This window comes from Amycolatopsis decaplanina DSM 44594 (genome assembly GCF_000342005.1).
Taxonomy (GTDB): Bacteria; Actinomycetota; Actinomycetes; order Mycobacteriales; family Pseudonocardiaceae; genus Amycolatopsis; species Amycolatopsis decaplanina.
In genome coordinates, this window is sequence record NZ_AOHO01000032.1 from 81,364 (window position 1) to 108,339 (window position 26,976).

Below are 26,976 nucleotides of genomic sequence, written 5' to 3' on the forward strand. Positions count from 1 at the left end.
CATGCTGCGTGCGCTGTCCGGCCTGACCACACGCGGCCGCTGCCTCCTCGCCGCCGGCGTCGCCGCGGCGGCTTGCTCGTTCGTGCTCAACGAACGAGATCTGCTGCGGGTCGCGGTGTTCGTCATCGCTCTGCCGCTGCTGGTCGCCTTCTTCATCTCGGCGACCCGGCTGCGGCTGGGCGCGGCCCGCTCGCTGCGCCCGGAGCGGGTCTCGGTCGGTTCGCCGGGCGAGGTCCAGCTCGAACTCTGGCGTGACGGCAGACTCCCGGCGGGCGAGGTGCTGCTCGAAGACGGCGTGCCGTACGCGCTGGGTTCGCGGCCGCGGTTCGTCGTCGAACGCCTTCCCCACGACCGCCGGGTCGCGCTGCGGTATCCGCTGCAGCCGGTGCTGCGCGGGATCCAGCAGGTCGGCCCGCTGCGGGCGACGATCACCGACCCGTTCGGGCTGTGCGAGTTCGAACGTGAGCTGATCGGGCATTCGCGGCTGGTCGTCGTGCCCAAGGTGGCCGGCCTGTGGGGGCTCCCCAGCGGCGCCGGGATCGGTGCGGGCGACGACGGCAGCATCCGCCTGCACGCCGGACAGGGCGAGTCGGACGTGATCGTCCGGCAGTACCGCCAGGGTGACGACCTGCGGAAGGTCCACTGGCGCTCGACCGCCCGCCGCGACGAGATCATGGTCCGCGTCGAGGAACGGCCGTGGCGCGGCGGCACCACGGTGCTGCTGGACCACCGCGCGGCCGCGCACCACGGCACCGGTCCCGCGGCGAGCCTCGAATGGGCCGTCTCGTTCGCCGCTTCCGTCTCATTGCATCTGCGCCGCTCCGGCCACCGGGTCCGGCTGATCACCGAACACGGCCAGACCCTGGCCGACACCCCCGGCGAGGGTGGCGAGCACTACGACAACGTCGTGCTCGACGTCCTCGCCGCCCTCCAGCCCGCGCACCAGCGCGACATCACGCTCGGCCACGACCCGGCCGAAGGACAGGAACTCATCGCGGTGCTCGGCACCGTCAGCAACGAATCCGTGCACGAGCTCTCCCGGTACCGCCCGCGCGGGATCCGGAGCCTCGCCGTGCTGCTCGACACCCCCGGCTGGTCGTCCGGCGTCAACCGGCCCGAAAACCGTGCCGCCGCCACCGAAGAATCGGTGGCGCTGCTGCGAGCCGCGGGCTGGGGCGTAGTCGTCGCCGGCCCCGGATCGCCCATGCCGCAGGTCTGGGCCGAGCTCTGCCAGACGGCCACCCGCCGGGGCACGCTGATCGGAGGCGGCCTGTGACCGCGACCGCGCCACCCCGGCCGCACACCCCCACACCACGTCCCGCCGCTCCGCCCCCGGTCTGGACGAGCAGCGTGCTCGCGCCGGTCGCGGCCGGGCTGGCCACGCTGTTCGCGTCGACTTCGCTCACCGGCGTGGTCTCCGGCTGGGCGTGGTTCGGTTATCTGCTGGTCGCGGTCGTGCTGATCGCCTCGACCGGTCTCGCCCTGCGCTCGCTGCGCGCGCCGACCATCGTCGTCGGCCTGGCGCAACTGCTGGTGCTGCTGTTCCTGATCACCGGGGCGTTCACCACGAGCGGGATCCTGAAGATCTTCCCCGGCTCGGACGCGCTCGGAGAACTGCGCGGCGTACTGGCCGCGGCGGCCGAGCAGATCCGCGTCGGCCTGCCGCCGGTCGACGGAACTCCGCCGATTCTCTGCCTGATCACCATCGCGATCGGCCTGGTCGCGGTGCTGGTCGACACCCTGGCCGTGGCCGCCGCCGCGCCCGCCGCGACCGGCCTGGTCCTGCTGTGTGTGTACGCCGTCCCGGCCGCGCTGGCCGAGGACATGCTGCCGTGGTGGACGTTCCTGCTCGGCGCGGCCGCGTTCGCCGGCCTGCTCGCCGTCGACGGCAACCACCGGCATCGCCGCTGGCGCAACCGGGACGCGCCCGGACTGGGCAACTCGGCGAGCACGTTGTCGGCCCCCGTCGGCGTGGTGGCCGCCGCGATCGCGATGGGCCTGGTGATCGGCACCGCCGTCACCGGTGTCGGCACCGTCGGCAGGCTTCCGGGCGCCGAAGGATCCGGCCGCGGTGGGGCGGGTGGCTTCGGCGTCGAGCCGTTCACCCAGCTGCGAGGCCTGCTCGACCAGGGCGAGAACGTGGAGCTGTTCAAGGTCTACGGGATGGGCGCGGACAAACGGCTGCTGCGCGCGTTCACCCTCGACACGTACACGCCGAACAAGGGCTGGGGGCTCGCGCAGAACGGCCGCGCCCAGCAGGGCGTGCAGGCCAACAAGGGGCTCCCGCCCGCTCCGGGCGACGACGGCGCCGGGCCCGGGCGCGAGATCCGGATCGAGCCGACGAACTGGGTCGACAACTGGCTGCCGATCTACGGCGCGCCGAGGGCGCTCAACGGGCTGGCGGACAACTGGCTGTACGACCCGGTCGGCGGTGCCGTGTTCACCACGACCAAGCAGAACGCGCCCGCCTACACCGAGACCGCGTCGATCAAGGAACCGTCGAAGGACGAACTCCGGCTCGACGACGCCCGCCTGGCCGAGGTTCCGCAGCAGTTCCTCCAGGTCGACCGTGTCGATCCCCGTGTCGCCGCGAAGGCCAAGCAGCTGACGGAGAACGAGTCCAACAACTTCGACAAGGCGCAGGCGATCTGGTCGTTCTTCACCGCGCAGAACGGCTTCGTCTACGACACCAAGACCGCCGACGCCACCGACTCCGACGCGCTCGCCGACTTCGTCCTCAACGGCAAACGCGGATTCTGCGAGCAGTTCGCGTCCGCGATGGCCGTGATGCTGCGGTCGGTCGGCATCCCGTCGCGGGTCGCCATCGGCTTCACCTCCGGGACGCCGAAGGGCGATCACATCTCGATCAGCTCCGAGGACGCGCACGCGTGGGTCGAGGTCTACTTCCAGACGAAGGGCTGGGTCAGTTTCGACCCGACCCCGCTGGTCGACGGCCGCGCGGTCGTCCCGCCGTACCTGCAGACCGATGCGGGCAGCTCCACGACCAACGACACCCAGGAAGTGCCGAGCGCGCCCGCGTCGAGCGCCCCCGCCACCGGCACGCCCCGTGACCCGGGCGCGGACCTCGGCGCGGACGGCAACGCGGATCAGCAGGAGGAAGAGCCGCTGTGGCCCGCCATCTTCGCCGGGATTCTCGGCGGGCTGGCGGCCGCGCTGACCGTGGTCGCGATCGTGCGGTCGCGGTTGAGGTATCGGGCGCTGATGCGGCCGTCATCTTCCCCGGACTCGCCCGCCCCGGAACACGGGTTCGTGGAAAACCAGAACGTGACGAACTGGCTGCCGCTGATCGCGATCGGGCTGTGGGTGGCGGCGTTCGCGTTCCTGGCGGCGTGGGTGTCGTGGTGGTTCGCGCTGGCGCTGGTGATCGTCCTCGGCGTGCTCGGTACGCCGACGACGATCCGGGAGATCAAACGACGGCTGCGGCTGCAGAAGATCGCGTCCCGCTCCCCCGCAGCGGCCGACGCGGCGTGGCGCGAACTGATGGACGAGTGCGCGGACCGCGGCCTGCCGCTGTCGGGCGGCGACACGGTGCGCGTGGCTGGCCGGAAGGTCGTCGAGAAGCACCGGCTGGACGAGGAGGGCCGCTCCGGCCTGCGGACGGTCATCGGTGTCGTGGAGAGGTCCTGGTACTCGGACAAGCCGGCGGACGACGAGACGCTGGGCCCCGCCTTCGACGAGGTCCGCAAGAGCCTGAAACGGAACGCGCCGATGTCGTGGAAGGGCCGGTTGTTCCCGCGGTCGCTGCGGCGGGGGAAGTAGCCGGGCAAGTACATGAAGGCCCCCTTCCTTGCGCTAGGCGCAAGGAAGGGGGCCTTCATGTACTTGCCCGAGGCATGACAACGCGAACATGCCGACAAGGCATCGCCCCGTCGGCATGTTCGCGTGTGTGAGAGCTATTGCTCCTCGAAGCGCTGGCGGAAGCGCTCTTCCATGCGCTGGGTGAACGAGCTCCGGCGCGAGGACGACTTGCCGCCACCTCCGCCGGCCCCCGGGCCACCACTGTCCTTACCGCCTTCCGTTTCGGCTCCTTGCCGAATCGATGTGACGGCCATCATGACTCCGAAGAACATCACGAGGAACCCGAGCACGCTGATCACTGGGATCTCGGCGACCCGGATGTTGACCACCACGCCGAGCACCAACAGTGCGACGCCCACTACGAACAGGGCGATGCCCTGCAAACGCCGTCGGCGGGCGGGGCGGCGCAACCGGGTGCCTCGCACCGTGGATGCGAACTTGGGGTCCTCGGCATAGAGCTCGCGCTCGATCTGATCGAGCAGCCGCTGCTCATGCTCGGAGAGTGGCATCTTTCCTCCTCCGGCACAGCTGTCGCGGGCGCCGGGCCGCGCAACGTCATGGACCCAACAGACAACCCCAGGCGGGGTGTCTCTGTCCAGGATACGAGCCCCGCGCTCGTCCGACTACCCGATCCCGCATCCAGAAGGGATCGAATTGGCCGAAACCACCCGACTCGGCTCTCTCGAAGACGGCCGAGCGAGCGATGTCACTGGTCACGGGGGGTCAGTAGGGACGCGGGCCGCACCGCGGCGGCGCCGAACTTCGACCTCGCGACGTCGGCGGCGACTTCCGCATCCCGCCAACGGGGTTCGGGTGAGTCGAAAAGCAGCTGTTCTCCATCACTCTCCGTGTCCAACCCCTCGACCCTTACGCCGATCAGGCGGACTGCGCCCGTCGGCGCGTGCTCGGTGAGGAGTTCGACGGCGGTGCGGTGGATGTCGCGGGCCACATCCACTCCGACGGCGGTCGTCCTGGCGCGGGTGATGGTCTTGAAGTCCGCGAACCGGACCTTGATCGAAACCGTCCGCCCGCGCAGTCCCCGGCGGCGCAGGGTGGCGGCGACCCGTTCGGACAGCCGGAGCAGTTCGAGCCCGAGAGCCGAGCGGTCGTGGAGGTCGACGTCGAAGGTCACTTCGGCACCGATCGACTTGTCCGGAGACTCCGGGACCACCTTGCGATCGTCGTGCCCGTTCGCGAGGGCGTACAGGTGTTCCCCCAGCGCCCGCCCGAGCGATCGCCTCAGCCTGGACAGCGGAGCGGCGGCGACGTCGGCGACGGTGTCGAGGCCCTGCTGCCGCAGATGCTCCTCGGTGCGCTTGCCGACGCCCCACAGCGCCGACACGGGCAGCGGATGCAGGAACGCGAGCGTCTCGGCCGCCGGGACGACGACCATGCCGTCCGGTTTCGCCATCCCGGAAGCCAGCTTCGCGACGAACTTGACCTTCGCGACGCCGACCGAGCAGCTGATCCCGAAGTCGGCGGCCACCCGCTCCCGGATCCAGGCGCCGAGCCGCGCGGGCGAGGAGTCCAGGCGCTTGAGCGCCCCGCTGACGTCCAGGAAGGCCTCGTCCAGGCTCAGTGGCTCCACCAGCGGCGTCAGCTCGCGGAAGATCCCCATGACGCCCTTGGACACCTCGCCGTAGAGCCCGGGTGTCGGGGTGATGCAGATCAGCCGTGGGCAGAGCCGCTTGGCGGTCGAGAACGGCATGGCCGACCGGACACCGAACTCACGCGCCGCGTAACTCGCGGCCGCGACGACCGACCTCGGACCGCCACCCGAGACGACCACCGGTTCGCCTGCCAGCTCCGGGCGCGTGCGCAGTTCACAGGACACGAAGAAGGCGTCCATGTCGACGTGCAGCAGACCGCAGCCGGTGTCGTCGGGCCAGCTGGTGGCACCGGTCGTCACGCGGTAGCGGGCCATCCCGCCGGGCAGCTCAGCGTTTCGTCCCACGGGCAGAAGCTAGCCCGGACCACCGACAGTCTCGTGAGTGGTGAGGACGGTTAGAACGGACCGGTATTTGCCTACCTGCTGCTGACCTGCACGAGGACGACGATCCGAGCGGGTATCGGGATCGTCCATGAAGGAATCAGGACACTCAACGTCCCGATTCCTTCATCAACGCGAGGTGACCCCCGTCCCGGACCATGATCAACGGAAGATGAGGTCAGGCTCAGCAGGTAAGCAAATACCAGGTCCGTTAGAACCGTCCTCACCACTCACGAGGATCAGGGACGGTGGGCCAGGACGTGCAGCCTGCTGGAGATGTCCCGCAGCGGCGAGACCGTCGCGGCCGCCAGCTCGAACTCCGCCAGATCCTCTTCCCGCACCCCGCCGGGCACGAAATCCGCCACGACGCCGTCGCCCTGCAACGAGGTCACCTCGAGCCCCGCCTCGATCAGCTGCGCACGGAGCGCCTCGGCGTCGAAGCGCCGCAGCACGGTCTCCCGGCCGCCGCCGAGCACGCCGCTCTCGGCCGCGAGCAGTTCCCGCGCCTCACCGAGCCGTCCGGCCAGCGCGCGTTGCAGGATCGCGGCGTGGCGGTTCGCCACCAGCACCGAGACCGCGCCGCCGGGTTTGACCGCGGCGGCCAGCGCGGCGAGCACCGCCGCCGGGTCGTCGACGACTTCGAGCAGGCCGTGCGCGAGGACGAGGTCGGCCGATCCGGCCGCGACGTGGGCTCCGAGCGCGTCGGAGTCGTCGGCGATCACCGTGATACTGCCGGAGACGCCCTCCTCCCCGGCGCGGCGGCGCAGGGTCGCCAGCGCGTTGGGATTCGGCTCGACCACGGTCACCAGGCAGCCCGCCGAGGCCAGCGGCACCGCCCAGCCGCCGCTGCCGCCGCCGACGTCGACGACGTGCGGCTGTTGCGCGCCTCGCGCCCGTGCGGCCCGGAGTTCTGCTTCGAGAACCCGGCGAACCGCCCCCGATCCCCGCGTGGCCACGGTGTCCGTCTTCATAAACGCACAGGGTAATGCCCGCCTTCCGGGCGCCGCCGGGTGTAGTCCGATGCGGTGTTCGACACCTTGCCAAGGAGCCACCCCGTCGGCTGCCCGTAGGCTGTATCGAGTGCACACGGTCGCTGTTCTCAGCCTGAAGGGTGGCGTCGGTAAAACGACGGTCGCCCTCGGTGTCGCGTCCGCCGCGCTGCGTAGGGGCGCCCGGACTCTCGTGGCCGACCTCGACCCGCAAGGCAACGCCACCACCTCGCTGGACCCGCCCTTCACCGATCGCACGCTGGCCGACGTCCTGGAGACACCGGTGCGCTCGGTGCTCGAACGCGCGATCGCGCCCAGCGTGTGGAGCGACCAGATCGACGTCCTCGTCGGCGCCGAAGAGCTGGAGATGCTCAACGAACCCGACGCCGACAGCCGCCGCTTGGAGAACCTCTCCCGCGCGCTCGACGAACTGCACACGAACCCGCTGCGCGAGGAGCCCTACGAACTGGTGATCCTCGACTGCCCGCCGTCGCTGGGCAGGCTGACCCGCTCCGCGCTGGTGGCCGCGGACAGCGCGCTGATCGTCACCGAGCCGACGATGTACGCCGTCTCCGGCGCCCGCCGCGCGCTCGACGCGATCGAGAAGATCCGCGAAGAGCAGAACCCCGGGCTGCGGCCGATCGGCGTCGTGGTCAACAAGCTGCGCGTGCGCTCCTACGAGCACCAGTTCCGCGTGGCCGAACTGCGGGAGAACTTCGGCCCGCTGGTGATGCCGACGGCCATCCCGGACAGGCTCGCGGTGCAGCAGGCGCAGGGCGCGTGCAGCCCGATCCATGAGTGGCACTCCCCCGGCGCGCAGGAGATCGCGCTCACCTTCAACATGGTGCTGGCGAAGGTCCTGCGCTCGAGCCGGGCCGGACGGCATCGCGTCCGCGGCGAAGAAGAGCCCGAGACCACCGAAGCGCCCGCCAAGCTGAGCGACACCGGCACGGGATAACGCCGATGCCCGAAGGCGACACCGTATTCCTCGCCGGCAAGGTCCTCGACAAGGCCTTGGCAGGCAAGACACTGCTGCGAGGCGAGTTCAGGGTCCCTCAGCTGGCCACGACGGATCTCGCCGGTCGTGACGTGCTCGGCGTCGGCACGGTCGGCAAGCATCTGCTGACGCGCCTCTCCGGCGATCTCACCCTGCACAGTCATCTCCGCATGGACGGCAAGTGGGACGTCTACCGGCCGGGCGCGCGCTGGCGGCATCCGGCGCATCAGGCGAGGGTCATCCTCGCCACCGAGGATCTGCAGGCGATCGGGTTCCGCGTGCACGACCTCGAGCTCGTGCCCACGGACGAGGAAGACCGTCTGGTCGGGCACCTCGGCCCGGATCTGCTCGATCCACAGTGGACGGACAAACTGGCGGAGCGGGCGGCGGCCGCGCTGGCCGCGGACCCGGATCGCGAAGTGGGCGACGCCCTGCTGGATCAGCGGATCATGGCCGGGATCGGGAACATGTACAAGGTCGAGATGTGCTTCCTGCTCGGCGTCACGCCGTGGACACCGGTGTCCGAAGTGGACACCACGAAGGCCGTCGCGCTCGGGCGCAAGCTGCTGAAGAGCAACGCCTGGCGCACCTCGCAGACCACCACCGGCGACCTGCGCCGCGGCCGTGAGCACTGGGTCTACGAGCGGACCAAACAAGGCTGTTTCCGCTGCGGCGGACGGCTTCGGGTCGCACCCCAGGGCGCCGGGTACCAGGCGAGGCCGACCTGGTTCTGCCCGAAATGCCAGTCAGGGCCCGCTCCCGGCGGCTGACCTGGCCTGGTGCTTCGACATCCCCGGCGGGAAAGGGGTCGTCGCCGGTCGCGAGACGGTCGTGTTCGCGCTACGCGAACGCCCCGAAGGCCTGGTGCACTTCGACCTCTGGGGTGACGGAGATCGAAAAAATCTTGTTGCAGGACACCGAACTTCTCGCATAGCGTGGCGGTACACGAGAGAGGAGGTGGTCCAAAGTTGTATTCCAACAGGACTCGTGAGGTGGCTGTCCGCTAGCGGACCGCACGCGTAGGACTCAGAGCAGCGATACAACGCAAGTTGGAGCCACCTTCGGCTCGTCGTCTCTGCTTCGCGTGATGCCTGATAGCGAATACCAGGCAGTCACCGGGCCCCCGAGGTTCCCGAGCACCGGTCCGGCTCGGGCCCGGACGCCGATTCCCGGCGTTCGGGAGCCGCCTCGGGGGTACCCCTATTTCCGGGTAGTCGCCCCTTCGCGAGGCCGAAGAACCACCCGCCCGCTCCGAAGGACCGTCCGCCGCTGTTCCGCCCCCAGGAACCCCGCCGACTGGATAGCCTGACGCCATGCTGAGGCCCGATTTCCCGATCATCACCCAGCGCCTGACACTCCGCGCCTTCACTCCGGCGGATCTCGACGAACTCAACTCCTTCCAGTCCCGCGCCGACGTCGCCCGCTACCTCTACTGGGGTCCGCGCAGCCGCGCCGAATCCGCCGCCGCGCTCGCCAAACGGGTGCACAGCAGCAGCCTGTCGCAGGAAGGCCAGTTCCTCGCGGTGGCCGCGGAACTGACCGAGACCGGTCAGCTGATCGGCGACCTGAACCTCGAATACCGCAGCAGCGAGCACCGCCAGGGCGAGATCGGGTTCGTCTTCCATCCCGATCACCACGGCAAGGGGTACGCCGCCGAGGCCGCCACGGAACTGCTGCGGCTCGGCTTCGAAGAACTGGGCCTGCACCGGATCATCGGCCGCTGTGACGGACGCAACACCGCGTCGGCCGCACTGATGGAACGCCTGGGCATGCGCCGGGAAGCACACCTGCGTGAGAACGAGATCGTCAAGGGCGAATGGACCGACGAACTCGTCTTCGCGATGCTCGAGGACGAGTGGAAGGCGAGCCGCTAGCGGCGACCAGGCATGATGGGGCCGTGCTCTTCGACAAGATCGTCCGCCCCGCTCTCTACCGGGTCTCCGGCAGCGACCCCGAAACCGTGCACGAACGCACCATCGGCACGCTCGCCAGGCTGAGCCGGGTCTCCCCCGCGCTCGCCGCGCTCGGCCGCGTCTACCGGACGGACGATCCGGTCACCTTCCTCGGTCTCCGTTTCCCGAACCGGGTCGGCCTGGCCGCCGGGATGGACAAGAACGGCCGCGCGCTGCACGCCTGGCCCGCGCTCGGTTTCGGCTTCGTCGAGGTCGGCACGGTCACCCGGTATCCGCAGCCGGGCAACGACAAACCACGGCTGTTCACCCTCACCGAGACCGACGCGGTGATCAACCGGATGGGCTTCAACAACGAAGGCGCGGAAGCGCTCGCCGCCCGTCTCGCCGCGACCGGGAAGCCGCCGGTGCCGCTCGGTGTCAGCATCGGCAAGTCCAAGGTGACCCCGCTCGACGAGGCCGTCGAGGACTACCGGTTCTCGCTGCGGGCGCTGTACCCGTACGCCGACTACTTCGCGATCAACGTCAGTTCCCCGAACACGCCGGGACTGCGAGCGCTGCAGGACAAGTCCGCGCTGGCCGAACTGCTCGCCGAGCTGCGGAAGACCTCGGCCGAGCTGGCAGGCGACGCGAAGCCGACGCCGGTGCTGGTGAAGGTCGCCCCTGATCTCTCCGACGAAGCGCTCGCGGAACTGCTGGAGGTCTGCCTCGAACACGGTGTCGCCGGGCTGATCGCGACCAACACGACCCTGTCCCGCGAAGGGATCGCCCCGACCGAGGCCGCCGTCGGCGAGCAGGCCGGCGGGCTGTCCGGCCGCCCGCTCACCGCGCGCGCGGTCGAGGTGGTGCGGTTCGTGCACGGCGAGACCGGCGGCAAGCTGCCGATCATCGGCGTCGGCGGGATCTTCGACGCCGGCGCCGCCGCACGGATGCTCGACGCCGGCGCCGGTCTCGTCCAGCTCTACACCGGTTTCGCCCTGCACGGTCCCGGTCTGGTCAAGCGGGTCGCCCGAGGTCTCGCGGCCCGGCCGTACTGACGAACCTCAGGTAGGCGCGCCAGCACTGGTACCGCGTCAGCTCCGTCGCCGTCGCCGTGGCGGCCTGGTCGCAAAGGACCGCCAGCGGCGTTTCCCCGTTCTCCAGCCGGATCCGGCCCAGGACGAACGGGGCGGGCAACGTGGCCGCGAAGGCGCCGAGTGCGGCCGGCGAGAGCCGCCAGCGTTCACCCGAGAGCATCGTGTGCTCGCCCGTGGCACTCACCGGCACCACCCCCGGCTGGGACGGATCGGTGGGCAGCAACAGCATCCGGTAACCCTCACCGGTCTGGACCAGCCCGGTGAACCGAGCCCCGGCGGCGACCAGGCTTCCGTTCAACGGCTGCCCGCGCAGATGCGCGCCGAACACCACGAGATCCGCACCCGGTGCGGGATAAGGGAAATCGGCCTGTTCGTCGGTGAGCACGGCGGCGAGGTCGATGGCGACCTGGTCGTCGAACGGCCGTACCACCACCGAAACCCCGTACGGCCCGAGATCCGACGGCGACGCCGGCACCGTGACCGCGGCGAGGTCGAGCAGGTTGACGAACGCCGTGAACCGCTCCAGCCGTTTCGCGACGCCTTCCGGATCTGACAGCGCCTCGGAAACCTCGGGGTGGTCCGCGACGGTCGGGAGGACCAGGGCGTCGTACTCGGACAGCATCCGGAGCGCGAGCATCCCGGCCTCGGCGACGCGCTGCCTGTCGGCGGTGAAGCCGTCGTCGTGGATCAACTCGCCCACCGTCAGCAGCGCGGAGACCTCCACTGTCTCCACGAGAGCCCCGGACGCCCGCAGCGCCGAAACCGCGCCGAGGAAAGCGGACCGGGACTGGAGCGAAAGGCCGGTGAGCGTTTCGGAGCCGGGGATCGCCACCCGCGGCCGGTCGCCCGCGGACAGCCGGACGTCCGGGGGCCAGTCACGCGCGAGCGGGTCGATCCCGTCGGGACCGGTCATCAGTCCCAACGCGCGCTGGCCCAGCGTGAGACTGCGCGCGAACAGGGCGATCCCGCCGCACGGCGCGGCACCGGTCTTGGGCACCAGGCCGAGCGTCGGCTTCAGCCCGACGATCCCGTTGAGCGAAGCGGGAACCCGGCCCGCTCCCGCCGTGTCCGTACCGACCGCCAGATCGACAAGGCCGAGCGCGACGGCGACGGCGGCGCCGCTGCTCGCGCTCCCGGAGACCCGGGCGGTGTTCAGCGCGGCGCTCACCGCGCCGTACGGGCTGTGGGTGTGCTCGAGGTCGCTGCCGAACCGGTCGCAGTTGGTCTTGCCGATCACGACCGCTCCGGCCGCGGTCAGCCGGGACACCGAGGTGGCGCCGACGCAGCAGACGTCCTCCCCCGTCGAGGGAAGGCCTGCGACGTCGACGACGTCGGCGACCGCCACCAAGATTCCCGCGAGCGGCAGGTCCGCGCCCGCTCGGAGACGTTCGTCGACCGCCTTCGCGTCCACGAGGGCGTCTTCCAAGGGGCGCAAGGTGATCCAGACGTCGGGCCGGTCGACTTCGGCGATCCGGTCGTACGCCGCTATGACGCGCTTATAGGAGCTGGGAGGAGGGGTGGGGGTCGGCTCTGGTTCCGGGGGAAGCGTCGTCACTGGGCGTCCTTTCCTCGGTGGGGACGAGAAAGACCACTGCGCGAGTTCCACTGTGTCCGGTCCGCCACCCTGGGACGCCCGCTCACGCGGGCTGGGTTCAGGCCCGAGCTGGGAAGAGCACTGCGTGCATGAAAGAAACGTTAGGCATCGCAGGTCGCCGTCACCAGCGGATTCGGGTCACGCGAGCATTTCGGTATCACACAGTGAGAAGGTCGTTACGCAATGGAGTATTAGCGACGACGAATGAGACGATGGTCCAGGAAGGTTCGTCAGGACAGCTCGCGCAGCGCCATCGCGAGTCCGGCGAGCTTGTCGGTCGCGTCGGACAGCGACTCCTTGGACGACGTCATGCCGTCCGAACTCGCGGCGACGGTGTGCCCGGCGGCCGCGACGAGACCGCCGTAGCCGTCGAGGCCGTCGTCGAGCTGGTCGCGCAGTTGCTTGATGGCGGCGTCGAGAGCGCCGCGTTCCCGCTCGGGCGCGGCGTCACGTCCGCGTTCGATGGCCTGGATCCGGCCCGCCAGCCCGCGCAGGGCCTGCGCCGCCTCCGCGGCGGTGGTCCGGGCGTCCGCCACGGCGATCTCCGAGACCGGCATGGTACCGAGCGACGTCGGCTGCGAAAGCTGGCGAAGCAGCTCCGCCAGCGAAGCCTCGCTCTCGGCGAGGCGCTCCATCGGCTCGCGCGCGACGGACCGCGCCGGGGGCAGCGGCGGCGGGGTGGCGGGAGCAGCGGGCAGCACGGTGCGGTTGAGCGTCCGCAGCCGCAGCCCCGATTTGACCCCGAAGGTGCCGAAGATGACGGCGAAAGCGCCGCCCGCGATGGCCTGGAGGACGTCGGCTTGGCCGTCCTTCAACAGGCCGGTGCCCGCGACGACGGCGAACAGTCCACAAAGGAAGGTGAGGAGGATCCAGAACGTCAGCGCCCGCGAGGTCCGGCGCTTGCGTCGCTCCAGTTTGGCGGCGGGTTCGTTCCAGCGCGCCCATTTGGCCTTCGCGTCGGCCACGACCGGGATCTGGCCCGCGGCCATCGACGTCAGCTGCTGCGAGATCTTCGGCATGGCCGGCATCTGCGGCATTTGCGGACGGGGCCGGGGCGGCGCCGGCTGAGCGGGCCGTGAAGAACCCTGCTCGGAGGGCGGGATGTAGCGCTGCAGCTTCTCCTGCGCGCGCTGGGCGTAGTCGGGCAGCTTTTCGATGTGCTTCTCAAGCTTGGCGGTGAACTCCCCGAAGTCCTTGCGCCTGCCCTGCCCCATTGCCCTCTCCCCTGTCTTCCGGCGAGACCGGTCCCGCACCCGCGTGGGTACGGGACCGGCTCCAGTTGGTGTGTCAGGCGGGGTTCTTGCCCTGTTCGGCCTGAACCCGTGCCTGGATCTCACGCTGGATGTCCGCGGAGCTCGACGCCTTCGGCGCGGCGGCGGTCTTGCCGTCGGTCACCTGAGCGACGGAGTCACCCTTCATGGACGCGCGGATCTGCTCCAGCCGCGAGTGCCCCGCGAGCTGCGTCGTGGAGGCCTGGACCTCCATCATCCGGCCCTGGACGGAGTTCTGTGCGAGTTCCGCCGAGCCGAGCGCGGTGGTGTAGCGCTTCTCGATCTTGTCGCGAACGTCTTCCAGCGACGGGGTGTTGCCCGGCGCGGCCAGCTGGCTCATCTGGTTCAGCGAAGCGGAGACCTGCTCCTGCATCTTCGCCTGCTCCAGCTGCGAGAGCAGCTTGGTGCGCTCGGCCAGCTTCTGCTGCAGCATGGTCGCGTTGCGCTCGACGGCCTTCTTCGCCTGCTCCGCAGCCTGAAGCGACTGGTCGTGCAGGGTCTTGAGGTCCTCGATGCTCTGCTCGGCGGTGACGAGCTGCGCGGCGAAGCTCTCCGCCGCGTTCTCGAACTCGGTCGCCTTCTGCTCGTCACCCTTGGCACGCGCCTCGTCGGCGAGCACCAGCGCCTGGCGGGTCGAAGCCTGCAGCTTCTCCACGTCGCCGAGCTGGCGGTTCAGCTTCATCTCCAGCTGACGCTGGTTACCGATCACCGAGGCGGCCTGCTGGGTCAGCGCCTGGTGGTTGCGCTGCGCCTCCTCGATGGCCTGCTGGATCTGTACCTTCGGGTCGGCGTGCTCGTCGATCTTCGACGAGAACGCCGCCATCATGTACTTCCAGAACTTCACGAACGGGTTGGCCATCTCCTCCGCCTGCCTTCTCGCATCCCACGGGCTGTTACCTCGAGGTGGGGCGTCCCCTCTGTGATGTTGCAACGTCCCGACCCCGGCGTTGAGTTCCATCGTGTCAGGTCGGCGTCCCGCGTTCCAGGCGACCCCGGCGGAATTCAGGGATACCCCTGACTGTGATGTCCACGACCTTTCGGGTTCACCGTCCGGTGACGGTGGGTGAAGACGGCCCTGGCTCAACGGCGCAGGGCGGTCTCCCGTTCAATCCGTGAAAGCTTCTTGGGGTTGTGCACCGCGTAGAGCCCGGTGAAGAGGCCGTCGTCGACGCGCAACGCGACAACGGTATCGACCTCGCCGCCGAGCCGGAGGATCAGCGCAGGCGGCTCCTGACCAGGCGGGCACGTTCGACAACGCCGCGAGCTGACCAGTGAGCGGGAAACGCGAGAGGCCCCAGGCGGACTGCCTGGGGCCTCTCCCGTACACACCTAGGCGGCGACCATCTTCGGTGCGGAGATCGTCGTCCGCAGTGCGGGGCTCATCCGCGGCGGTGGCGAGATCCGCAGGTCGGCCAGGTCGTTGCCGATCAGCTCGGATACCAGGCGGCCACCTTCGAGGCCCGCTTCGGCGCTTTCGCGCTCCGGAGCGCGCCGCTTGCCCGCTTCGACCTTCTCGTCCACCGGGGCGACCTCGACGTTGTCCATCGCCGAGACGTCCGCCGCGACCTTGTGCAGGAGTTCGCCCAGCGGAAGGTCCAGGGCCTCGCAGATGGACGCCAGCAGCTCGCTGGACGCCTCCTTCTGCCCGCGCTCGACCTCGGAAAGGTAGCCGAGGCTCACCCTGGCGGCGCGGGAGATGTCCCGCAGCGTTCGACGCTGGTTCGTGCGGGCGTGTCGGAGCCGGTCGCCGATCGCTTCGCGCAACAGCACGGTCATCACGCGCCTCCCTTCCAGGACTGACTACCCCCTACGTTACCCAGTGCGGTGCCCTGGGCGCAGGTGTTGACACGGCAATACGCCAAGGGCGAACGCGGCGATCATGCGAGATGTTCCCCCAGCAGGGCGAACGCGCCGGAGACCGCACCGGCCCTGACCGAGGCTCGATCACCGCTCAAGTCCAGCGTACGGACGGTGACCGCGTCCGGGCCCGCGAGACCGACATGGACGGTGCCGGGTGCGACACCGTCCTGCCCGGCCGGGCCCGCGACACCGGTCAGGCCGAGACCCCAGGTCGCGCCGCACCGGTCCCTCGCGCCGGCGGCCAACTGCGCCGCGACCTCGGGATGAACGGCGCCGTGCGCGGCGAGGAGGTCCGCGTCGACCCCCGCGAGCGAAGCCTTGAGGTCGGTGGCGTAGACCACCAGCCCGCCACGCACGACGGCACTCGATCCGGGGACCTCGGTCAGCGTCGCGCAGACCAGTCCGGCGGTCAGCGACTCGGCCGTCGCCACCGTCTCTCCACGCTCGATCAGGTGAGTGATCAAGGTCTCAGGTTTCATAAGCCCGCGGCACGCCTTCCGGCGGAGCGCAGCCGCACCGCGCGCACGACGTAGTCGAGTCCGGTCACGACGGTCAGCACGAGCGCGAGCCCCATGAGCACCCAGCGCACCGGCTCGGCGGACGCGGGCAGAGGCAGCAGGTACGCGGTGATGGCCGCGATCTGCGCGAGCGTTTTGGCCTTGCCGCCCCGGCTGGCCGGGATGACACCGTGCCGGATCACCCAGAACCGCAGCAGCGTCACGCCGATCTCACGGATCGCGATGACGATCGTGACCCACCAGCCCAGTTCACCGAGCACGCTCAGCCCGATCAGCGCGGCACCGATCAGCGCCTTGTCCGCGATCGGGTCGGCGATCTTGCCGAAGTCGGTGATCAGCCCGTACTTGCGCGCGACCCAGCCGTCGACCTGGTCGGTGAACGACGCGATCGCGAACAGCGCGGTGGCGATCGCGCGCCAGAAGGTGTCCGCCCCGTCGCCGGTGAACAGCGCCATCACGAACAGCGGCACCAGTACCAGCCGCGACATCGTGAGCAGGTTCGCCAGGTTCAGGGTCGGGACCGGGGTGGCCTCGGGTATCCGGGCGTGCTCACCGCCCGCCCCTTCGCCGGCCCCGGCGTCGCTCGGGGCGGCATTCACCGGTCGGCCTCGAGCGGCGCGGGCCGCACGATCAGGTCGACACCCTCGGAGTCGACGACCTCGCAGCGCACGAAGTCACCCACCGCCAGCGGAGGCAGGTCTTCCGTCTCGATCAGGACGCACTCGCCGTCGACCTCGGGGGCCTGGTGCGCGGCACGGCCGATCGGGTCCTCGCCGTCCTCGGCCTGCTCGATCAGGACGTCGACGAAGTCGCCGATACGCTCCTCGGCACGCTGCGAGGTCAGCTCCTCGACCAGCGCGGAGATCCGCGCGACCCGCTCGGCCACCACGGACTCGTCGAGTTTGCCGTCGAAGGTCTCGGCCTCGGTGCCGTCCTCGTCCGAGTAACCGAAGACACCCACCGCGTCCAGCCGCGCACCATTCAGGAAGCGCTCCAGCTCGGCGAGGTCTTCTTCGGTCTCGCCGGGGAACCCGACGATGACGTTGGTGCGGATGCCGGCGTTGGGCGAGTACTCCCGGATCTGGTCGGTCAGCGCGAGGAACGAGTCCGTGGACCCGAAGCGGCGCATGCGGCGCAGCACGGTCTCGCTGGAGTGCTGGAACGACAGGTCGAAGTAGTCGGCGACGCCCGGCGTGGTCGCGATGGCCTTGACCAGACCGGGGCGTGTCTCGGCGGGCTGCAGGTACGAGACGCGAACGCGTTCGATCCCGGGCACCGCGGCCAGGCGCGGGACCAGCAGTTCCAGCGCGCGGGCGCCGTCGCGGCCGAAGTCCTTGCCGTAGGAGGTGGAGTTCTCCGAGACGAGGAAGACCTCCTTGACCCCGTTCTCCGCGAGCCACATCGCCTCGGCGACGATCTCGTCCGGCTGGCGGGACACGAAGGACCCGCGGAACGACGGGATCGCGCAGAACGAACAGCGACGGTCACAACCGGACGCGATCTTCAGCGCGGCCACCGGGGAGGTGTCGAGCCTGGTCCGCAGTACCCGCGGGCCCCAGCCGTGCTGCGCGTGCCCCGGCACCTCGACCGACTCGGCGGCCGTCGGACGCTGGACCGGGCTGATCGGCAGCAGCTTGCGCCGGTCGGAAGGGGTGTGGGACTCGACCTTGCGGCCTGCCACGACGTCGTCGAGACGCTCCGCCAGGTCCGCGTAGTGGTCGAAACCCAGGACCGCGTCGGCCTCGGGCAGGCTCTCGGCCAGCTCGTTGCCGTAGCGCTCGGCCATGCAGCCGACGGCGACGACCTTCTTGCCGGTGTCGGACGCCGCGAGCAGGGTGTCGACCGAGTCCTTCTTGGCCGACTCGACGAAGCCGCAGGTGTTGACGACCACGACGTCGGAGTCCTCGGGCTCGGCGGCGAGCTCCCAGCCGCCCGCCGCCAGCCGTCCCGCGAGTTCCTCGGAATCGACCTCGTTGCGGGCGCAACCGAGGGTCAACAAGGAAACGCGACGGGTGGCGACAGGATCAGTGGTGGGAGAAGGCACGTGCCTTAGGGTAGCTGGCCTGCTCGCGGGGTCGGCGATCGCTCGCTCGGGCGAGCCCTCGACCGCGTCTGGCCCCGGGGATGGCTTAATGGTGGGCGTGCCGTCAGACCCCCTCGAACCGCTCCATCGCCGCCGCCCGAACGTTCGCCGGGCGCGGATCGCGGACGTCCGCAAGATCAAGGCGCTGGTCGACTCCGACGCCGGGACGGTGCTGCTGGAGAAGGAACTCGTCACCCTCTACGAGAGTGTCCAGGAGTTCTGGGTGGCCGAGGACGGTGACGACGTACTCGGCTGCGGCGCACTCCACGTGCTGTGGGAGGACATCGCCGAGCTGCGCACCATCGCGGTCGACAAGGACTCCCGGGGACGCGGCATCGGGCACGCGCTGGTGGAGCAGCTGATCGGCTTCGCCCGCGAGATCGGGCTGAAGCGGCTGTTCGTGCTGACCTTCGAGACCCATTTCTTCGCCGGTCACGGGTTCGTCGAGATCGACGGCACCCCGGTGACCCAGGAGGTCTACGAGGAGATGCGGCGCTCGGCCGATCCGGGTGTCGCGGAGTTCCTCGACCTGCCGTACGTGAAGCCCAACACCCTGGGCAACAGCCGGATGCTGCTCGAGCTCTAGGCCTTCTTGGCGTGGCGGGCGACCCGGACCCGGTTGCCGCACAGCGACGGCGTGCACCAGACCCGCCTGCTGTTGGCCGCCACGAACAGCATCGAGCAGTCGTGCGCGCCGCATCGGCGCAGCCGAGCCGCACGCGGTCCCGACACGAGGTCGATCGCCGCGACCGCGACGGCGGCGAGGGCGATCTCGCCACCGTCCTCGCCGTGCCAGGACGTCTCCGCGCCCCCGGCGGTCAGCCGCGGGCTGGTGGGGACCGCGGCGGCGGCCGCGTTGACCCGCTCGACCGCCCACGCCTCGGGCTCGCGCGCGGCCACGACCGCCTCCAGCACCTCGCGCACCGCCGAACGCAGCCGCCTCGTCCGCTCGGACGACGGTGGCCGGGCGCCTTCGGGCAGTAGCGGCGCTTGCGTCGACCAGAACTTCGCGTGACCGTCGTCGAGCAGGTCGATCGACGGCGAGACGGCCAGCATGACCGTGTCGGCGAGGTTCACCGCGAGATCGTCACCGGGGAGCGAGTCGAGATCGAGCATGCCTTGACACTATCAGGTACTAATGGTTCGAGACAGTTTTAACCATTAGGGAGCGTCCATGGCGACCATCCGGCACCGTTCCGTCAAGCTCGGCGACGTCGAGGTCTTCTACCGCGAAGCCGGCGACCCCGAAGCACCCGTTTTGCTCCTGCTGCACGGCTTCCCGACGTCTTCGCACCAGTTCGTGCGACTGATGCGCCGTCTCGCCGGCCGGTGGCGGCTCATCGCGCCGGATCTGCCCGGATTCGGGCAGACCGTCACGCCCGAGGGCTTCACGTTCACCTTCGACCGGCTCGCGGAGGTGGTCGGCGAGTTCGTCGACGCGCTGGAACTGCGGCGATACGCGCTCTACGTCTTCGATTTCGGCGCTCCGACAGGCCTGCGACTGGCGGTCTCGCGGCCGTCCGAGATCACGGCGCTGATCACGCAGAACGGCAACGCCTACGTCGAGGGGCTCGGGCCGGCGATGCCGGACTTCGCCTCCCTGACGGACGAAACCGAGGCACGGCGCGGATTCGAGGAGATTCTCGAACCGGAGCAGGTCGAGTGGCAGTACACCGAAGGCGCCCGCGACCCAGAGACCATCGATCCCACGAATTACCTGCTGGACCAGTACTTCCTCGGCCTGCCCGGCCGGTCGGAGGCGATGCTGGACCTGCTCTGGGACTACCGGAACAACCCGCCCGTGTATCCGAAGTTCCAGGCGTGGCTGAGGGAAGCGCAGGTGCCCGTGCTCGCCGTCTGGGGCCGCAACGACAAGTTCTTCGTCCCCGCGGGGGCCGAGGCGTTTCGGAATGATGTTCCCTCGGCGGAGGTTCACTTCTTCGACACCGGGCACTTCGCGCTGGAAGAGGACGTCGAACCGATCGGTGAGCTGATCGACCGCTTCCTGGCCGCGCATCACTGAAAGGCGGGACATGGACACCTCGGTCACCGACCACCTGCTCAGCACGACACGGTCGGTCCGCCGCAAACTCGACCTGGACCGCCCGGTGGAACCCGAGGTGCTCGAAGAGTGCCTGCGGCTCGCGTTGCAGGCGCCCACGCCGGGCAACCAGCAGGCGTGGCGGTGGCTCGTCGTGCGGGACCAGGGCGTGAAGGACCGGCTGTCCGAGCTGTTCCGCCGGGTCGGGAAGGCATACCTGGAAACGAACGCGGCGGCACTGGGCGAGGCGATCACCGAGCCTTCGGTGGCGCGGGCGTTCGCTTCGGGGCAGCACCTGATCGACGTGATCGACCGGGTGCCCGTGTTCGTCATCCCGTGCCTGACCGGCAGGCCGAGCGGTGACAACGCGACCGACGCGGCGTTCTACGGCGGGATCTTCCCGGCGGTGTGGAATTTCCAGCTGGCGCTGCGGTCGCGGGGTCTCGGCTCGACGCTCACGACATACCACCTGACACACGAGGCGGAGGCGGCCGGAATCCTCGGCGTCCCCTCCGACGTCACGCAGGTCGGGCTGCTACCGGTCGCCTACACGACGGTACCGGACTTCAAACCAGCATCGCGCGTGCCGCTGTCGGAAGTCGCGTACCTCGACGGCTGGGGGAACGCGCTTTAGGCAGAGATGCCGCCGGCCGGTATCGGGTCGGCGACCTACGCGACGGGACACCGCGACCTCTGGCTGTGTGGATTTCGGGACGTCAGATGTCCCGAAATCCACACAGTCCTGTCTTGACGGCCAGATCACGGCGGTGAGCAGCCCTGTCGTGAACGGGGTGTGTGGAACAGGGACGTTGAGTGTCCTGTTTCCCCACACCTCTCACCCAACGTCCTCTTGCCTCTCTAGGCCTTGGACACCCGCAGGGTGACCTGGTCGCCCCCCGAACTCACGGCGACCAGGTCCACCCGGCAGGCGGCGAACTCGACGGACTGCCTGCCCCCACGTCCGGTGGAGGCGACTTCCGCCGTCGTCCGCTCACCGCGTCCCGGTTCGGCCAGGGTCAGCTCGACCACGGCTTCCCCTTCCCAGACGCAGACCATTCCCTCGGCGCAGCGGGAATCGGACACGAGGCGAGCGAAGCGGATACTGACGTCCTTCGACGCGACCTCGGTCGTGTCACCGGCCTTGAGCACGACGGTCTCCCCCAGTTCGACCGCGCCCTGAGGCTGGTGGGCCGGCTGAGGCTGCTGCGCCGGCGCGGGCTGGGCCACAGCGGGTTGTTCGCGCGCGGCGGAGCTGCCGGCTCCGCAGGCGAGGCCGACCAGGGCACAGAGGACGACGAGCAGCTTCTTGAGGTCCACGGGCTGGAGACGTAACGGAGGCTCCGGTCCGTTGCATCGGTTCTTCAGGTGCCCTCGTGAGTGGTAAGGACGGTTAGAACCGTCCTCACCACTCACGAGGCCTTCAAGGACTCCGGTCAGTCGTCGGAGACGTCCCCGCCGTTCGCGTCCCCGCCACCGCGGATCATGAACAGCACCGACTCCAGCTCCTCCGGCTTGATCAGCACGTCCCGCGCCTTCGAGCCCTCCGAAGGACCGACGACGCCACGGCTTTCCAGGAGGTCCATCAGCCGCCCGGCCTTGGCGAAGCCGACCCGCAGCTTCCGCTGCAGCATCGACGTCGAGCCGAACTGCGAGGTGACGATCAGCTCGGCGGCCTGCAACAGCACGTCGAGGTCGTCGCCGATGTCCGAGTCGATTTCCTTCTTTTCGCCCGCCTTCGCCGCGGTGACGCCGTCGGTGTAGTCCGGCTGCGCCTGCTCCTTGGCGAAGTTCACCACCGCGGCGATCTCTTCGTCGCCGACGAAGGCGCCCTGGATGCGGACCGGTTTCCCGGCACCCATCGGCAGGTACAGCGCGTCACCCATACCGATGAGCTTCTCCGCGCCCGGCTGGTCGAGGATGACCCGCGAGTCGGTGAGCGAGGAGGTCGCGAACGCCAGCCGCGACGGCACGTTGGTCTTGATCAGGCCGGTCACGACGTCGACCGAGGGGCGCTGGGTCGCCAGCACCAGGTGGATACCGGCCGCACGCGCCTTCTGGGTGATCCGGACGATCGCGTCTTCGACGTCGCGCGGGGCGGTCATCATCAGGTCGGCGAGCTCGTCGACGATCGCCATGATGTACGGGTACGGCGCGTACACGCGCTCGCTGCCCGGCGGCGCGGTGATCTCGCCGGAGCGCACCTTCTTGTTGTAGTCGTCGATGTGCCGGACCTTGTTGACCTGCATGTCCTGATACCGCTGCTCCATCTCCTCCACCAGCCAGGCCAGCGCCGCGGCGGCCTTCTTCGGCTGGGTGATGATGGGCGTGATCAGGTGCGGAATGCCTTCGTACGGGGTCAGCTCGACCATCTTCGGGTCGATCAGGATCATCCGGCACTCGTCCGGCGTCGCCCGCGCGAGCAGCGACACCAGCATCGAGTTGACGAAACTCGACTTACCGGAACCGGTGGACCCCGCCACCAGCAGGTGCGGCATCTTCGTCAGGTTCGCGGTGACGAAATGGCCTTCGATGTCCTTGCCGAGCCCGATGACCATCGGGTGGTTGTCCTTGACCGTCGACGGCGCGCGCAGCACGTCGCCGAGGCGCACCATCTCGCGGTCGGAGTTCGGCACCTCGATACCGACCGCGGATTTGCCGGGGATCGGCGCCAGCAGCCGGACGTTGTCGGTGGCCACCGCGTAGGCGATGTTCTTGGTCAGCGCGGTGATCTTCTCGACCTTCACCCCGGGGCCGAGTTCGACCTCGTACCGGGTGACCGTCGGCCCCCGCGTGAAGCCGGTGACCTGCGCGTCGACGTTGAACTGCTCCAGCACGCCGGTGATCGCCTCGATCATGGCGTCGTTGGCCTTGCTGCGGGACTTCGGCGCGTCGCCGAGCTTCAGCAAGTCCGGCGGCGGGAGCTTGTAGTCGCCCTCGACGGTCCTGGTGACCGCCAGCGGCTGCTCGGCCTTCTTCGGCTTCTTCTCCGGCACCTCGACGGGCTTGGGAGCGGCCTTCGGCGGGCGCAGCGGCGTCGGCGCTTCGGCCAGCGCGGCTTCGATGTCGAGTTGCTCGCCGTCGTGGTCGCCCGAGGCTTGACGGCGCCGCGACGGTTTCCGCAGCCGGACCGACTTCGGGTCGGCTTCGGTGACGGCGTTGCGTTCCTCGTGGATGGCCTGGCGCTCGGCCTCGGCCTCTTCGATCTCTTCGGGGTCGAGACCCCAGTTGCGCAGCCGGTGCGGGATCTCCCGGACCGGGGTCCCGGTGAACACGAGCGTGCCGAACAGCAGCGCGAGCACCAGCAGCGGCACGGCGACCCAGGTGGTGACGCCCATGGTCAGCAGGCCGCCGGAGAACGCGCCGATCACCCCGCCGGCGTACATCCGGCCGTCGTTGGTCTCGGGCAGCGCGGTGAAGATGTGCAGCAGGCCGAGCACGGACATGATGACCAGCAGGGTGCCGATGACCATCCGCGGCCGGGCTTCCGGCATCGGTTCCGACCGCATCAGCGCGACGGCCACGACGGTGAGCACCAGCGGGAGCGTCACCGCTCCGGCGCCCAGCAGCGAGCGGGTGCCGACCTCCACCCAGCCGCCGATCGGCCCCGCGGCCCGCCACCAGACGCCGAACGCGATCACCAGCGCCAGCGCGATGAGACCGAGGGCGAGACCGTCGCGGCGGTGCTCGGGTTCGAGTTCGCGGCCGCGGCCGACCGTCCGCGCCAGGGTGCCGAGGCCCTTCGCGAGCAGATTCCAGGTGCCGCGCACGCCCTTGGCGAACGCGCCGGAGGACTTCTTCCGAGGCGCCGGACGCCGTGGGGCGGGCTTCCTCGCAGCCGTTGACCTGGGCTTCGCCGGGGTACGCGGCTTTCGCGCCGGCCCCTTGCTGCCGCCGCTTCGCGCCGTACTCCGTTTCCTGGTCGTCGACCCGCTAGCCATGTCTCCACGGTAGCCGCCTCGCCCCTCCAGCCCCGGCTGCCACTCGGAGCACATCGGAGAACATTCGTCTCAGGCCACAGCTTGAGCGGCCATCCGGGTGAAAAGTTGTTCATGACATGCTCTGCCCCATGTTCGCGCTGCATCAGGATGAGAATTCGGCTCGCCGCGCCCCGGCAATCTGGCGCACGATGCTGAACATCGACCGGGGGCTGGTCAACTTCGTCGGCAAACTCACCGTGACCGGCGGTGTTTCGGCGGAACTGCGACGGCAGCCCTTGCTCATGACGGCCAACCACATCGGCGTCTTCGACGCGTTCGTGCTGATGGCGGCCTGCAAACGGATCGGCATCAACCCGCGGTTCATGCTGGCGGGCGGCATCCTCGACGCGCCGGTCATCGGGCCCGCGCTACGGGTCAGCGGTCACCTGCGGGTCGACCGCCAACAGGCATCGACGGCCATCGGCCAGTTCGCCGAAGCCACCGAAGCGCTGCGGACCACCCGCGACCCGCTGATCGTCTATCCCGAGGGCCGGATCAGCCACGACCCCGGCCTGTGGCCGGAGCGGGGCAAGACCGGCGCGGCCCGGCTCGCGCTCGCCGCCGGGGTGCCGGTGATCCCGATCAGCCAGTGGGGCGCGCACGAAGCCGTGTACTGGGGGACAGAGACCGTCAACGGCCCCGCCGACCTGGTGCCGCTCGCCAAGTCCGGGCTGAGCGCGCCCATGCGCCGACCGCGGTTCAAGGTGCATTTCGGCGATCCGGTGGACCTGTCGGAGGTCGAGCCGGAGCGGCCGGGCGCCGGGGTCCGCGCGCACGCCAAGATCATGCAGGCGATCACCGATGGCCTGGTGCCGCTGCGCCGCGACGAACTGGACAAGCCGCGATTCCACGACCCGACGAGGCCGACCGACACCGTCAGCCCCTGGAAAAGGCACTGAGTTCCGGATACCGGGACAGGTCGAAGGACAGGTGAAGGGAACCGCGCGCCCGTCTCCCGCGTCGTAGTGTGGTCACACAGCGTCACGCCACGGGGAGGAAGCGGGATGGCCGGCGGGTACGAGGTGGCCTTGGAGGCGATCGGCGCGGCGTCAGGCGCGGCGAAACGGGCTTCGGACGACGTCGGGAAGGTGGACCTCGCGGCCACGCTCGCCGACGTCGCGGATGGTTTGCCGGGTGGCGTCTCCGGCGAAGCCGCCCGCCTGCTCGCGGATGCCTGGGGCCGCGCAGTGCCGGGCTGGGCCGGGAACACCGCGGACTACGCCGAACGACTCGACGAGGCGGCCGTCCGCTACCGCTCGAACGAGCAGGAGGCGTCGCGTGATCTGCGCGCCGCCGGGACGCCGGTCTGATGCTCACCTGGGGAGATGTGCGCCGGTGGGATCCGGCCGCGATCGGCCGGGTCGCCGACGCGCTGAACGACGGCTGCACCCGGATCATCGCCGCGAACGACGACGTCGAAGCCATGGCGCGCTTCACGGGATGGACCGGCGATGCGGCCACCGCCGCGTCGACGCGGGGCGAATCGCTGACCTCCACCCTGGAGCGGCTCGTCGCCGAGGCGTCCGCGGTCCGGCGGGGTGCTCACGAGGTGCAGATCGCGCTGGACCGGATCGTCGCGTTCGTGCGGGAGACCGACGAACTGGCGCGACGGAACGGCCTGGCCATCGGTCCCGGCGGCGAGATCGCCCCGTCGGGTGGCCCTCCGTCGCCCGACCAGCCCCGGGTGATGGCGGAACTGGCCGACAGGGTCGAGCAGGGCTTGCGCCGCGCGGCGGACGTCGACGCCGATTTCGCCGAGATCCTGCGCCGTGCTCTTCGTGGCGAGATCACCGAACAAGGTGGCAGCACGCTCGCCCAAGCGGCGGACGCCGGAGCCGCGCAAAGCGGCCTGTCGATCATCGGCCCGCCTGAGAACGGCGCCCCCGGTGACAACAAGGCGTGGTGGGCGAGCCTGTCGGACACGGCGAAAGTCGCTCTGCTGCAAGGAAATCCGGGTCTCATCGGAAATCTCGACGGTATCCCGGCCGCCGACCGCGACACCGCCAACCGCGCCGTCCTCGCCCGCGAGATCGCACGACTCCAAGGCGATCCCAAACTCAAGGGACTGGAAGCCATCGAGCGGCGGCTGGCGCGGTCGGAACCACAGGCGTTCCTGCTCGGGCTGGACACCAGCGGCGACGGGAAGGCGATCGTTTCCGCGGGGAATCCCGACACCGCGGTGAATGTGGCGACGTACGTGCCGGGGACCGGTTCGGAGCTGTCGAAGATCGGCGGCGATCTCAACCGGTCCGACAAGATGTGGGCCGCGGCGACCACCTCGGGCTCCCCCTCCACGGCCGTGATCACCTGGCTCGGTTACGACGCGCCGAACGAGATCACCGACGCCGCGAGCGCCAAGTACGCCGACGGCGGCAAGGCGGCACTCGCGGAATTCCAAGACGGGCTAAGGGAAACGCACCAAGGACCGCCCTCGCACAACACGGTGATGGGACACAGCTACGGCACCACCGTAGTCGGGCACGCGGCCGGTGACGGCGGCCTCGCCGCGGACGAACTCGTCTTCGTGGCGAGCCCCGGCGTCGGCGCGCACGACGTGAGCGAACTGCACCTCGACGGGGTGAATCAGGACGAGATCGGCAAGCACGTGCACGCGACGGTGGCCGAACACGACATGATCAACCTGGCGAACGTCGAAATCGCCGGGTACGACCCGATCCTCGGCCAGGACCCGACCGACGCGGACTTCGGCGGACAGGTGTTCACCTCCGCGCCGGGCACGGACGGATGGGGCGGGTACAGCACGGAGGCACACAGCGAATACTGGGAGGACAACAACCCCTCGCTCCGGAACCTCGGCCTGATCATCGCGGGGAAGCCCGCCGCGTGAAAC

Annotated in this window: 25 protein-coding genes; 12 read left to right on the top strand and 13 right to left on the bottom strand. The window is 69.8% G+C overall.

Features of this window, described 5'->3' with window-relative positions:
• The first annotated feature begins 1 nt into the window (after nt 1).
• Complete coding sequence (locus tag H074_RS07085) at nt 2-1,276, top strand: DUF58 domain-containing protein (protein WP_007029341.1); 1,275 nt, start codon at nt 2-4, stop codon at nt 1,274-1,276.
• Nucleotides 1,273-3,780, top strand: a complete 2,508-nt coding sequence (locus H074_RS07090) for a transglutaminase TgpA family protein (RefSeq protein ID WP_039921729.1) — start codon at nt 1,273-1,275, stop codon at nt 3,778-3,780. The genes H074_RS07085 and H074_RS07090 overlap by 4 nt, the downstream gene beginning before the upstream one ends.
• Before the next feature lie 134 nt (nt 3,781-3,914).
• On the opposite strand, the gene H074_RS07095 is transcribed toward H074_RS07090, so the two are convergent.
• The 3 genes from H074_RS07095 to H074_RS07105 form a co-directional block, all read right to left on the bottom strand.
• Nucleotides 3,915-4,328, bottom strand: coding sequence for a DUF3040 domain-containing protein (locus H074_RS07095; protein WP_007029343.1), 414 nt, complete (start codon nt 4,326-4,328; stop codon nt 3,915-3,917).
• Nucleotides 4,329-4,525: 197 nt separating this feature from the next.
• Nucleotides 4,526-5,743 (bottom strand): DNA polymerase IV, encoded by a 1,218-nt coding sequence (gene dinB / locus H074_RS07100; protein ID WP_007029344.1) that lies wholly within the window; start codon nt 5,741-5,743, stop codon nt 4,526-4,528.
• 305 nt (nt 5,744-6,048) lie between these two features.
• Nucleotides 6,049-6,780: a methyltransferase domain-containing protein gene (locus H074_RS07105; protein ID WP_007029345.1), complete on the bottom strand. Its 732-nt coding sequence runs from the start codon at nt 6,778-6,780 to the stop codon at nt 6,049-6,051.
• A 109-nt stretch (nt 6,781-6,889) separates the two neighbouring features.
• Here H074_RS07105 and H074_RS07110 point away from each other — a divergent pair, with 109 nt between their 5' ends.
• The 4 genes from H074_RS07110 (at nt 6,890) to H074_RS07125 (ending at nt 10,742) form a co-directional block, all read left to right on the top strand.
• Entirely contained in the window at nt 6,890-7,756 is an 867-nt protein-coding gene (locus tag H074_RS07110) for a ParA family protein (RefSeq protein ID WP_007029346.1), read from the top strand.
• Nucleotides 7,757-7,761: 5 nt separating this feature from the next.
• Complete coding sequence (locus H074_RS07115; RefSeq protein WP_007029347.1) at nt 7,762-8,565, top strand: DNA-formamidopyrimidine glycosylase family protein; 804 nt, start codon at nt 7,762-7,764, stop codon at nt 8,563-8,565.
• A gap of 543 nt (nt 8,566-9,108) precedes the next feature.
• Nucleotides 9,109-9,669 carry a GNAT family N-acetyltransferase gene (locus H074_RS07120; RefSeq protein WP_007029348.1) on the top strand — a complete coding sequence of 187 codons (561 nt, stop codon included), beginning with the start codon at nt 9,109-9,111 and terminating at the stop codon, nt 9,667-9,669.
• 23 nt (nt 9,670-9,692) lie between these two features.
• Nucleotides 9,693-10,742: a quinone-dependent dihydroorotate dehydrogenase gene (locus H074_RS07125; RefSeq protein ID WP_007029349.1), complete on the top strand. Its 1,050-nt coding sequence runs from the start codon at nt 9,693-9,695 to the stop codon at nt 10,740-10,742.
• Here the strand turns inward: H074_RS07125 and H074_RS07130 are convergent.
• The 7 genes from H074_RS07130 to rimO all read right to left on the bottom strand — a co-directional run bounded on the left by H074_RS07130 (nt 10,702) and on the right by rimO (nt 18,068).
• The gene (locus H074_RS07130) at nt 10,702-12,336 is read right to left on the bottom strand and encodes an amidase family protein (protein ID WP_007029350.1); all 1,635 of its coding nucleotides are present in this window, start codon (nt 12,334-12,336) and stop codon (nt 10,702-10,704) included. The two genes, H074_RS07125 and H074_RS07130, sit on opposite strands and share 41 nt — an antisense overlap.
• A 269-nt stretch (nt 12,337-12,605) precedes the next feature.
• Complete coding sequence (gene pspM, locus H074_RS07135) at nt 12,606-13,589, bottom strand: phage shock envelope stress response protein PspM (protein WP_007029351.1); 984 nt, start codon at nt 13,587-13,589, stop codon at nt 12,606-12,608.
• A gap of 73 nt (nt 13,590-13,662) precedes the next feature.
• Nucleotides 13,663-14,505: a PspA/IM30 family protein gene (locus tag H074_RS07140; protein WP_007029352.1), complete on the bottom strand. Its 843-nt coding sequence runs from the start codon at nt 14,503-14,505 to the stop codon at nt 13,663-13,665.
• 470 nt (nt 14,506-14,975) lie between these two features.
• The gene (locus H074_RS07145) at nt 14,976-15,422 is read right to left on the bottom strand and encodes a helix-turn-helix domain-containing protein (RefSeq protein ID WP_007029354.1); all 447 of its coding nucleotides are present in this window, start codon (nt 15,420-15,422) and stop codon (nt 14,976-14,978) included.
• Nucleotides 15,423-15,523: 101 nt separating this feature from the next.
• Nucleotides 15,524-15,985, bottom strand: coding sequence for a CinA family protein (locus H074_RS07150; RefSeq protein WP_007029355.1), 462 nt, complete (start codon nt 15,983-15,985; stop codon nt 15,524-15,526).
• Nucleotides 15,982-16,623, bottom strand: coding sequence for a CDP-diacylglycerol--glycerol-3-phosphate 3-phosphatidyltransferase (gene pgsA, locus H074_RS07155; RefSeq protein ID WP_007029356.1), 642 nt, complete (start codon nt 16,621-16,623; stop codon nt 15,982-15,984). Before pgsA ends, H074_RS07150 begins: the two co-directional genes overlap by 4 nt.
• The gene (gene rimO, locus H074_RS07160) at nt 16,620-18,068 is read right to left on the bottom strand and encodes a 30S ribosomal protein S12 methylthiotransferase RimO (protein ID WP_039921732.1); all 1,449 of its coding nucleotides are present in this window, start codon (nt 18,066-18,068) and stop codon (nt 16,620-16,622) included. The genes pgsA and rimO overlap by 4 nt, the downstream gene beginning before the upstream one ends.
• A gap of 88 nt (nt 18,069-18,156) precedes the next feature.
• On the opposite strand from rimO, the gene H074_RS07165 reads away from it, so the two are divergent.
• Nucleotides 18,157-18,693, top strand: coding sequence for an amino-acid N-acetyltransferase (locus tag H074_RS07165; protein ID WP_007029358.1), 537 nt, complete (start codon nt 18,157-18,159; stop codon nt 18,691-18,693).
• Here the strand turns inward: H074_RS07165 and H074_RS07170 are convergent.
• Nucleotides 18,690-19,223 (bottom strand): CGNR zinc finger domain-containing protein, encoded by a 534-nt coding sequence (locus H074_RS07170; RefSeq protein WP_007029359.1) that lies wholly within the window; start codon nt 19,221-19,223, stop codon nt 18,690-18,692. The two genes, H074_RS07165 and H074_RS07170, sit on opposite strands and share 4 nt — an antisense overlap.
• 58 nt (nt 19,224-19,281) lie before the next feature.
• On the opposite strand from H074_RS07170, the gene H074_RS07175 reads away from it, so the two are divergent.
• Both H074_RS07175 and H074_RS07180 read left to right on the top strand, forming a co-directional pair.
• Nucleotides 19,282-20,130, top strand: a complete 849-nt coding sequence (locus H074_RS07175) for an alpha/beta fold hydrolase (RefSeq protein WP_007029360.1) — start codon at nt 19,282-19,284, stop codon at nt 20,128-20,130.
• 10 nt (nt 20,131-20,140) lie between these two features.
• Nucleotides 20,141-20,782 carry a nitroreductase family protein gene (locus H074_RS07180; protein ID WP_007029361.1) on the top strand — a complete coding sequence of 214 codons (642 nt, stop codon included), beginning with the start codon at nt 20,141-20,143 and terminating at the stop codon, nt 20,780-20,782.
• A 224-nt stretch (nt 20,783-21,006) separates the two neighbouring features.
• On the opposite strand, the gene H074_RS07185 is transcribed toward H074_RS07180, so the two are convergent.
• Together H074_RS07185 and H074_RS07190 are read right to left on the bottom strand one after the other, a co-directional pair.
• Nucleotides 21,007-21,465, bottom strand: a complete 459-nt coding sequence (locus H074_RS07185; RefSeq protein WP_007029362.1) for a hypothetical protein — start codon at nt 21,463-21,465, stop codon at nt 21,007-21,009.
• Between the two features lie 116 nt (nt 21,466-21,581).
• On the bottom strand, nt 21,582-24,086 hold the full coding sequence (locus tag H074_RS07190) for an FtsK/SpoIIIE family DNA translocase (protein WP_085940897.1): 2,505 nt from the start codon (nt 24,084-24,086) through the stop codon (nt 21,582-21,584).
• A 128-nt stretch (nt 24,087-24,214) separates the two neighbouring features.
• On the opposite strand from H074_RS07190, the gene H074_RS07195 reads away from it, so the two are divergent.
• From H074_RS07195 to H074_RS07205, 3 genes are all read left to right on the top strand, one after another.
• Nucleotides 24,215-25,024: a lysophospholipid acyltransferase family protein gene (locus H074_RS07195; protein ID WP_039921736.1), complete on the top strand. Its 810-nt coding sequence runs from the start codon at nt 24,215-24,217 to the stop codon at nt 25,022-25,024.
• A 105-nt stretch (nt 25,025-25,129) separates the two neighbouring features.
• Nucleotides 25,130-25,435 carry a hypothetical protein gene (locus tag H074_RS07200; RefSeq protein WP_007029365.1) on the top strand — a complete coding sequence of 102 codons (306 nt, stop codon included), beginning with the start codon at nt 25,130-25,132 and terminating at the stop codon, nt 25,433-25,435.
• Nucleotides 25,435-26,973, top strand: a complete 1,539-nt coding sequence (locus tag H074_RS07205) for an alpha/beta hydrolase (protein ID WP_007029366.1) — start codon at nt 25,435-25,437, stop codon at nt 26,971-26,973. Before H074_RS07200 ends, H074_RS07205 begins: the two co-directional genes overlap by 1 nt.
• The last annotated feature ends 3 nt before the right edge of the window (nt 26,974-26,976 follow it).

Excerpts from the sequence above, each read along its gene's own strand:
- H074_RS07190 (WP_085940897.1), bottom strand. The coding sequence starts at position 24,086 with ATGGCTAGCGGGTCGACGACCAGGAAACGGAGTACGGCGCGAAGCGGC.
- H074_RS07200 (WP_007029365.1), top strand. The coding sequence starts at position 25,130 with ATGGCCGGCGGGTACGAGGTGGCCTTGGAGGCGATCGGCGCGGCGTCA.
- H074_RS07195 (WP_039921736.1), top strand. The coding sequence starts at position 24,215 with ATGTTCGCGCTGCATCAGGATGAGAATTCGGCTCGCCGCGCCCCGGCA.
- H074_RS07175 (WP_007029360.1), top strand. The coding sequence starts at position 19,282 with ATGGCGACCATCCGGCACCGTTCCGTCAAGCTCGGCGACGTCGAGGTC.
- H074_RS07180 (WP_007029361.1), top strand. The coding sequence starts at position 20,141 with ATGGACACCTCGGTCACCGACCACCTGCTCAGCACGACACGGTCGGTC.
- pspM (WP_007029351.1), bottom strand. The coding sequence starts at position 13,589 with ATGGGGCAGGGCAGGCGCAAGGACTTCGGGGAGTTCACCGCCAAGCTT.
- H074_RS07205 (WP_007029366.1), top strand. The coding sequence starts at position 25,435 with ATGCTCACCTGGGGAGATGTGCGCCGGTGGGATCCGGCCGCGATCGGC.
- H074_RS07150 (WP_007029355.1), bottom strand. The coding sequence starts at position 15,985 with ATGAAACCTGAGACCTTGATCACTCACCTGATCGAGCGTGGAGAGACG.
- H074_RS07120 (WP_007029348.1), top strand. The coding sequence starts at position 9,109 with ATGCTGAGGCCCGATTTCCCGATCATCACCCAGCGCCTGACACTCCGC.
- H074_RS07170 (WP_007029359.1), bottom strand. The coding sequence starts at position 19,223 with ATGCTCGATCTCGACTCGCTCCCCGGTGACGATCTCGCGGTGAACCTC.
- H074_RS07145 (WP_007029354.1), bottom strand. The coding sequence starts at position 15,422 with ATGACCGTGCTGTTGCGCGAAGCGATCGGCGACCGGCTCCGACACGCC.
- H074_RS07105 (WP_007029345.1), bottom strand. The coding sequence starts at position 6,780 with ATGAAGACGGACACCGTGGCCACGCGGGGATCGGGGGCGGTTCGCCGG.
- H074_RS07140 (WP_007029352.1), bottom strand. The coding sequence starts at position 14,505 with ATGGCCAACCCGTTCGTGAAGTTCTGGAAGTACATGATGGCGGCGTTC.
- H074_RS07085 (WP_007029341.1), top strand. The coding sequence starts at position 2 with ATGCTGCGTGCGCTGTCCGGCCTGACCACACGCGGCCGCTGCCTCCTC.
- H074_RS07165 (WP_007029358.1), top strand. The coding sequence starts at position 18,157 with ATGGTGGGCGTGCCGTCAGACCCCCTCGAACCGCTCCATCGCCGCCGC.
- dinB (WP_007029344.1), bottom strand. The coding sequence starts at position 5,743 with ATGGCCCGCTACCGCGTGACGACCGGTGCCACCAGCTGGCCCGACGAC.
- H074_RS07115 (WP_007029347.1), top strand. The coding sequence starts at position 7,762 with ATGCCCGAAGGCGACACCGTATTCCTCGCCGGCAAGGTCCTCGACAAG.
- H074_RS07095 (WP_007029343.1), bottom strand. The coding sequence starts at position 4,328 with ATGCCACTCTCCGAGCATGAGCAGCGGCTGCTCGATCAGATCGAGCGC.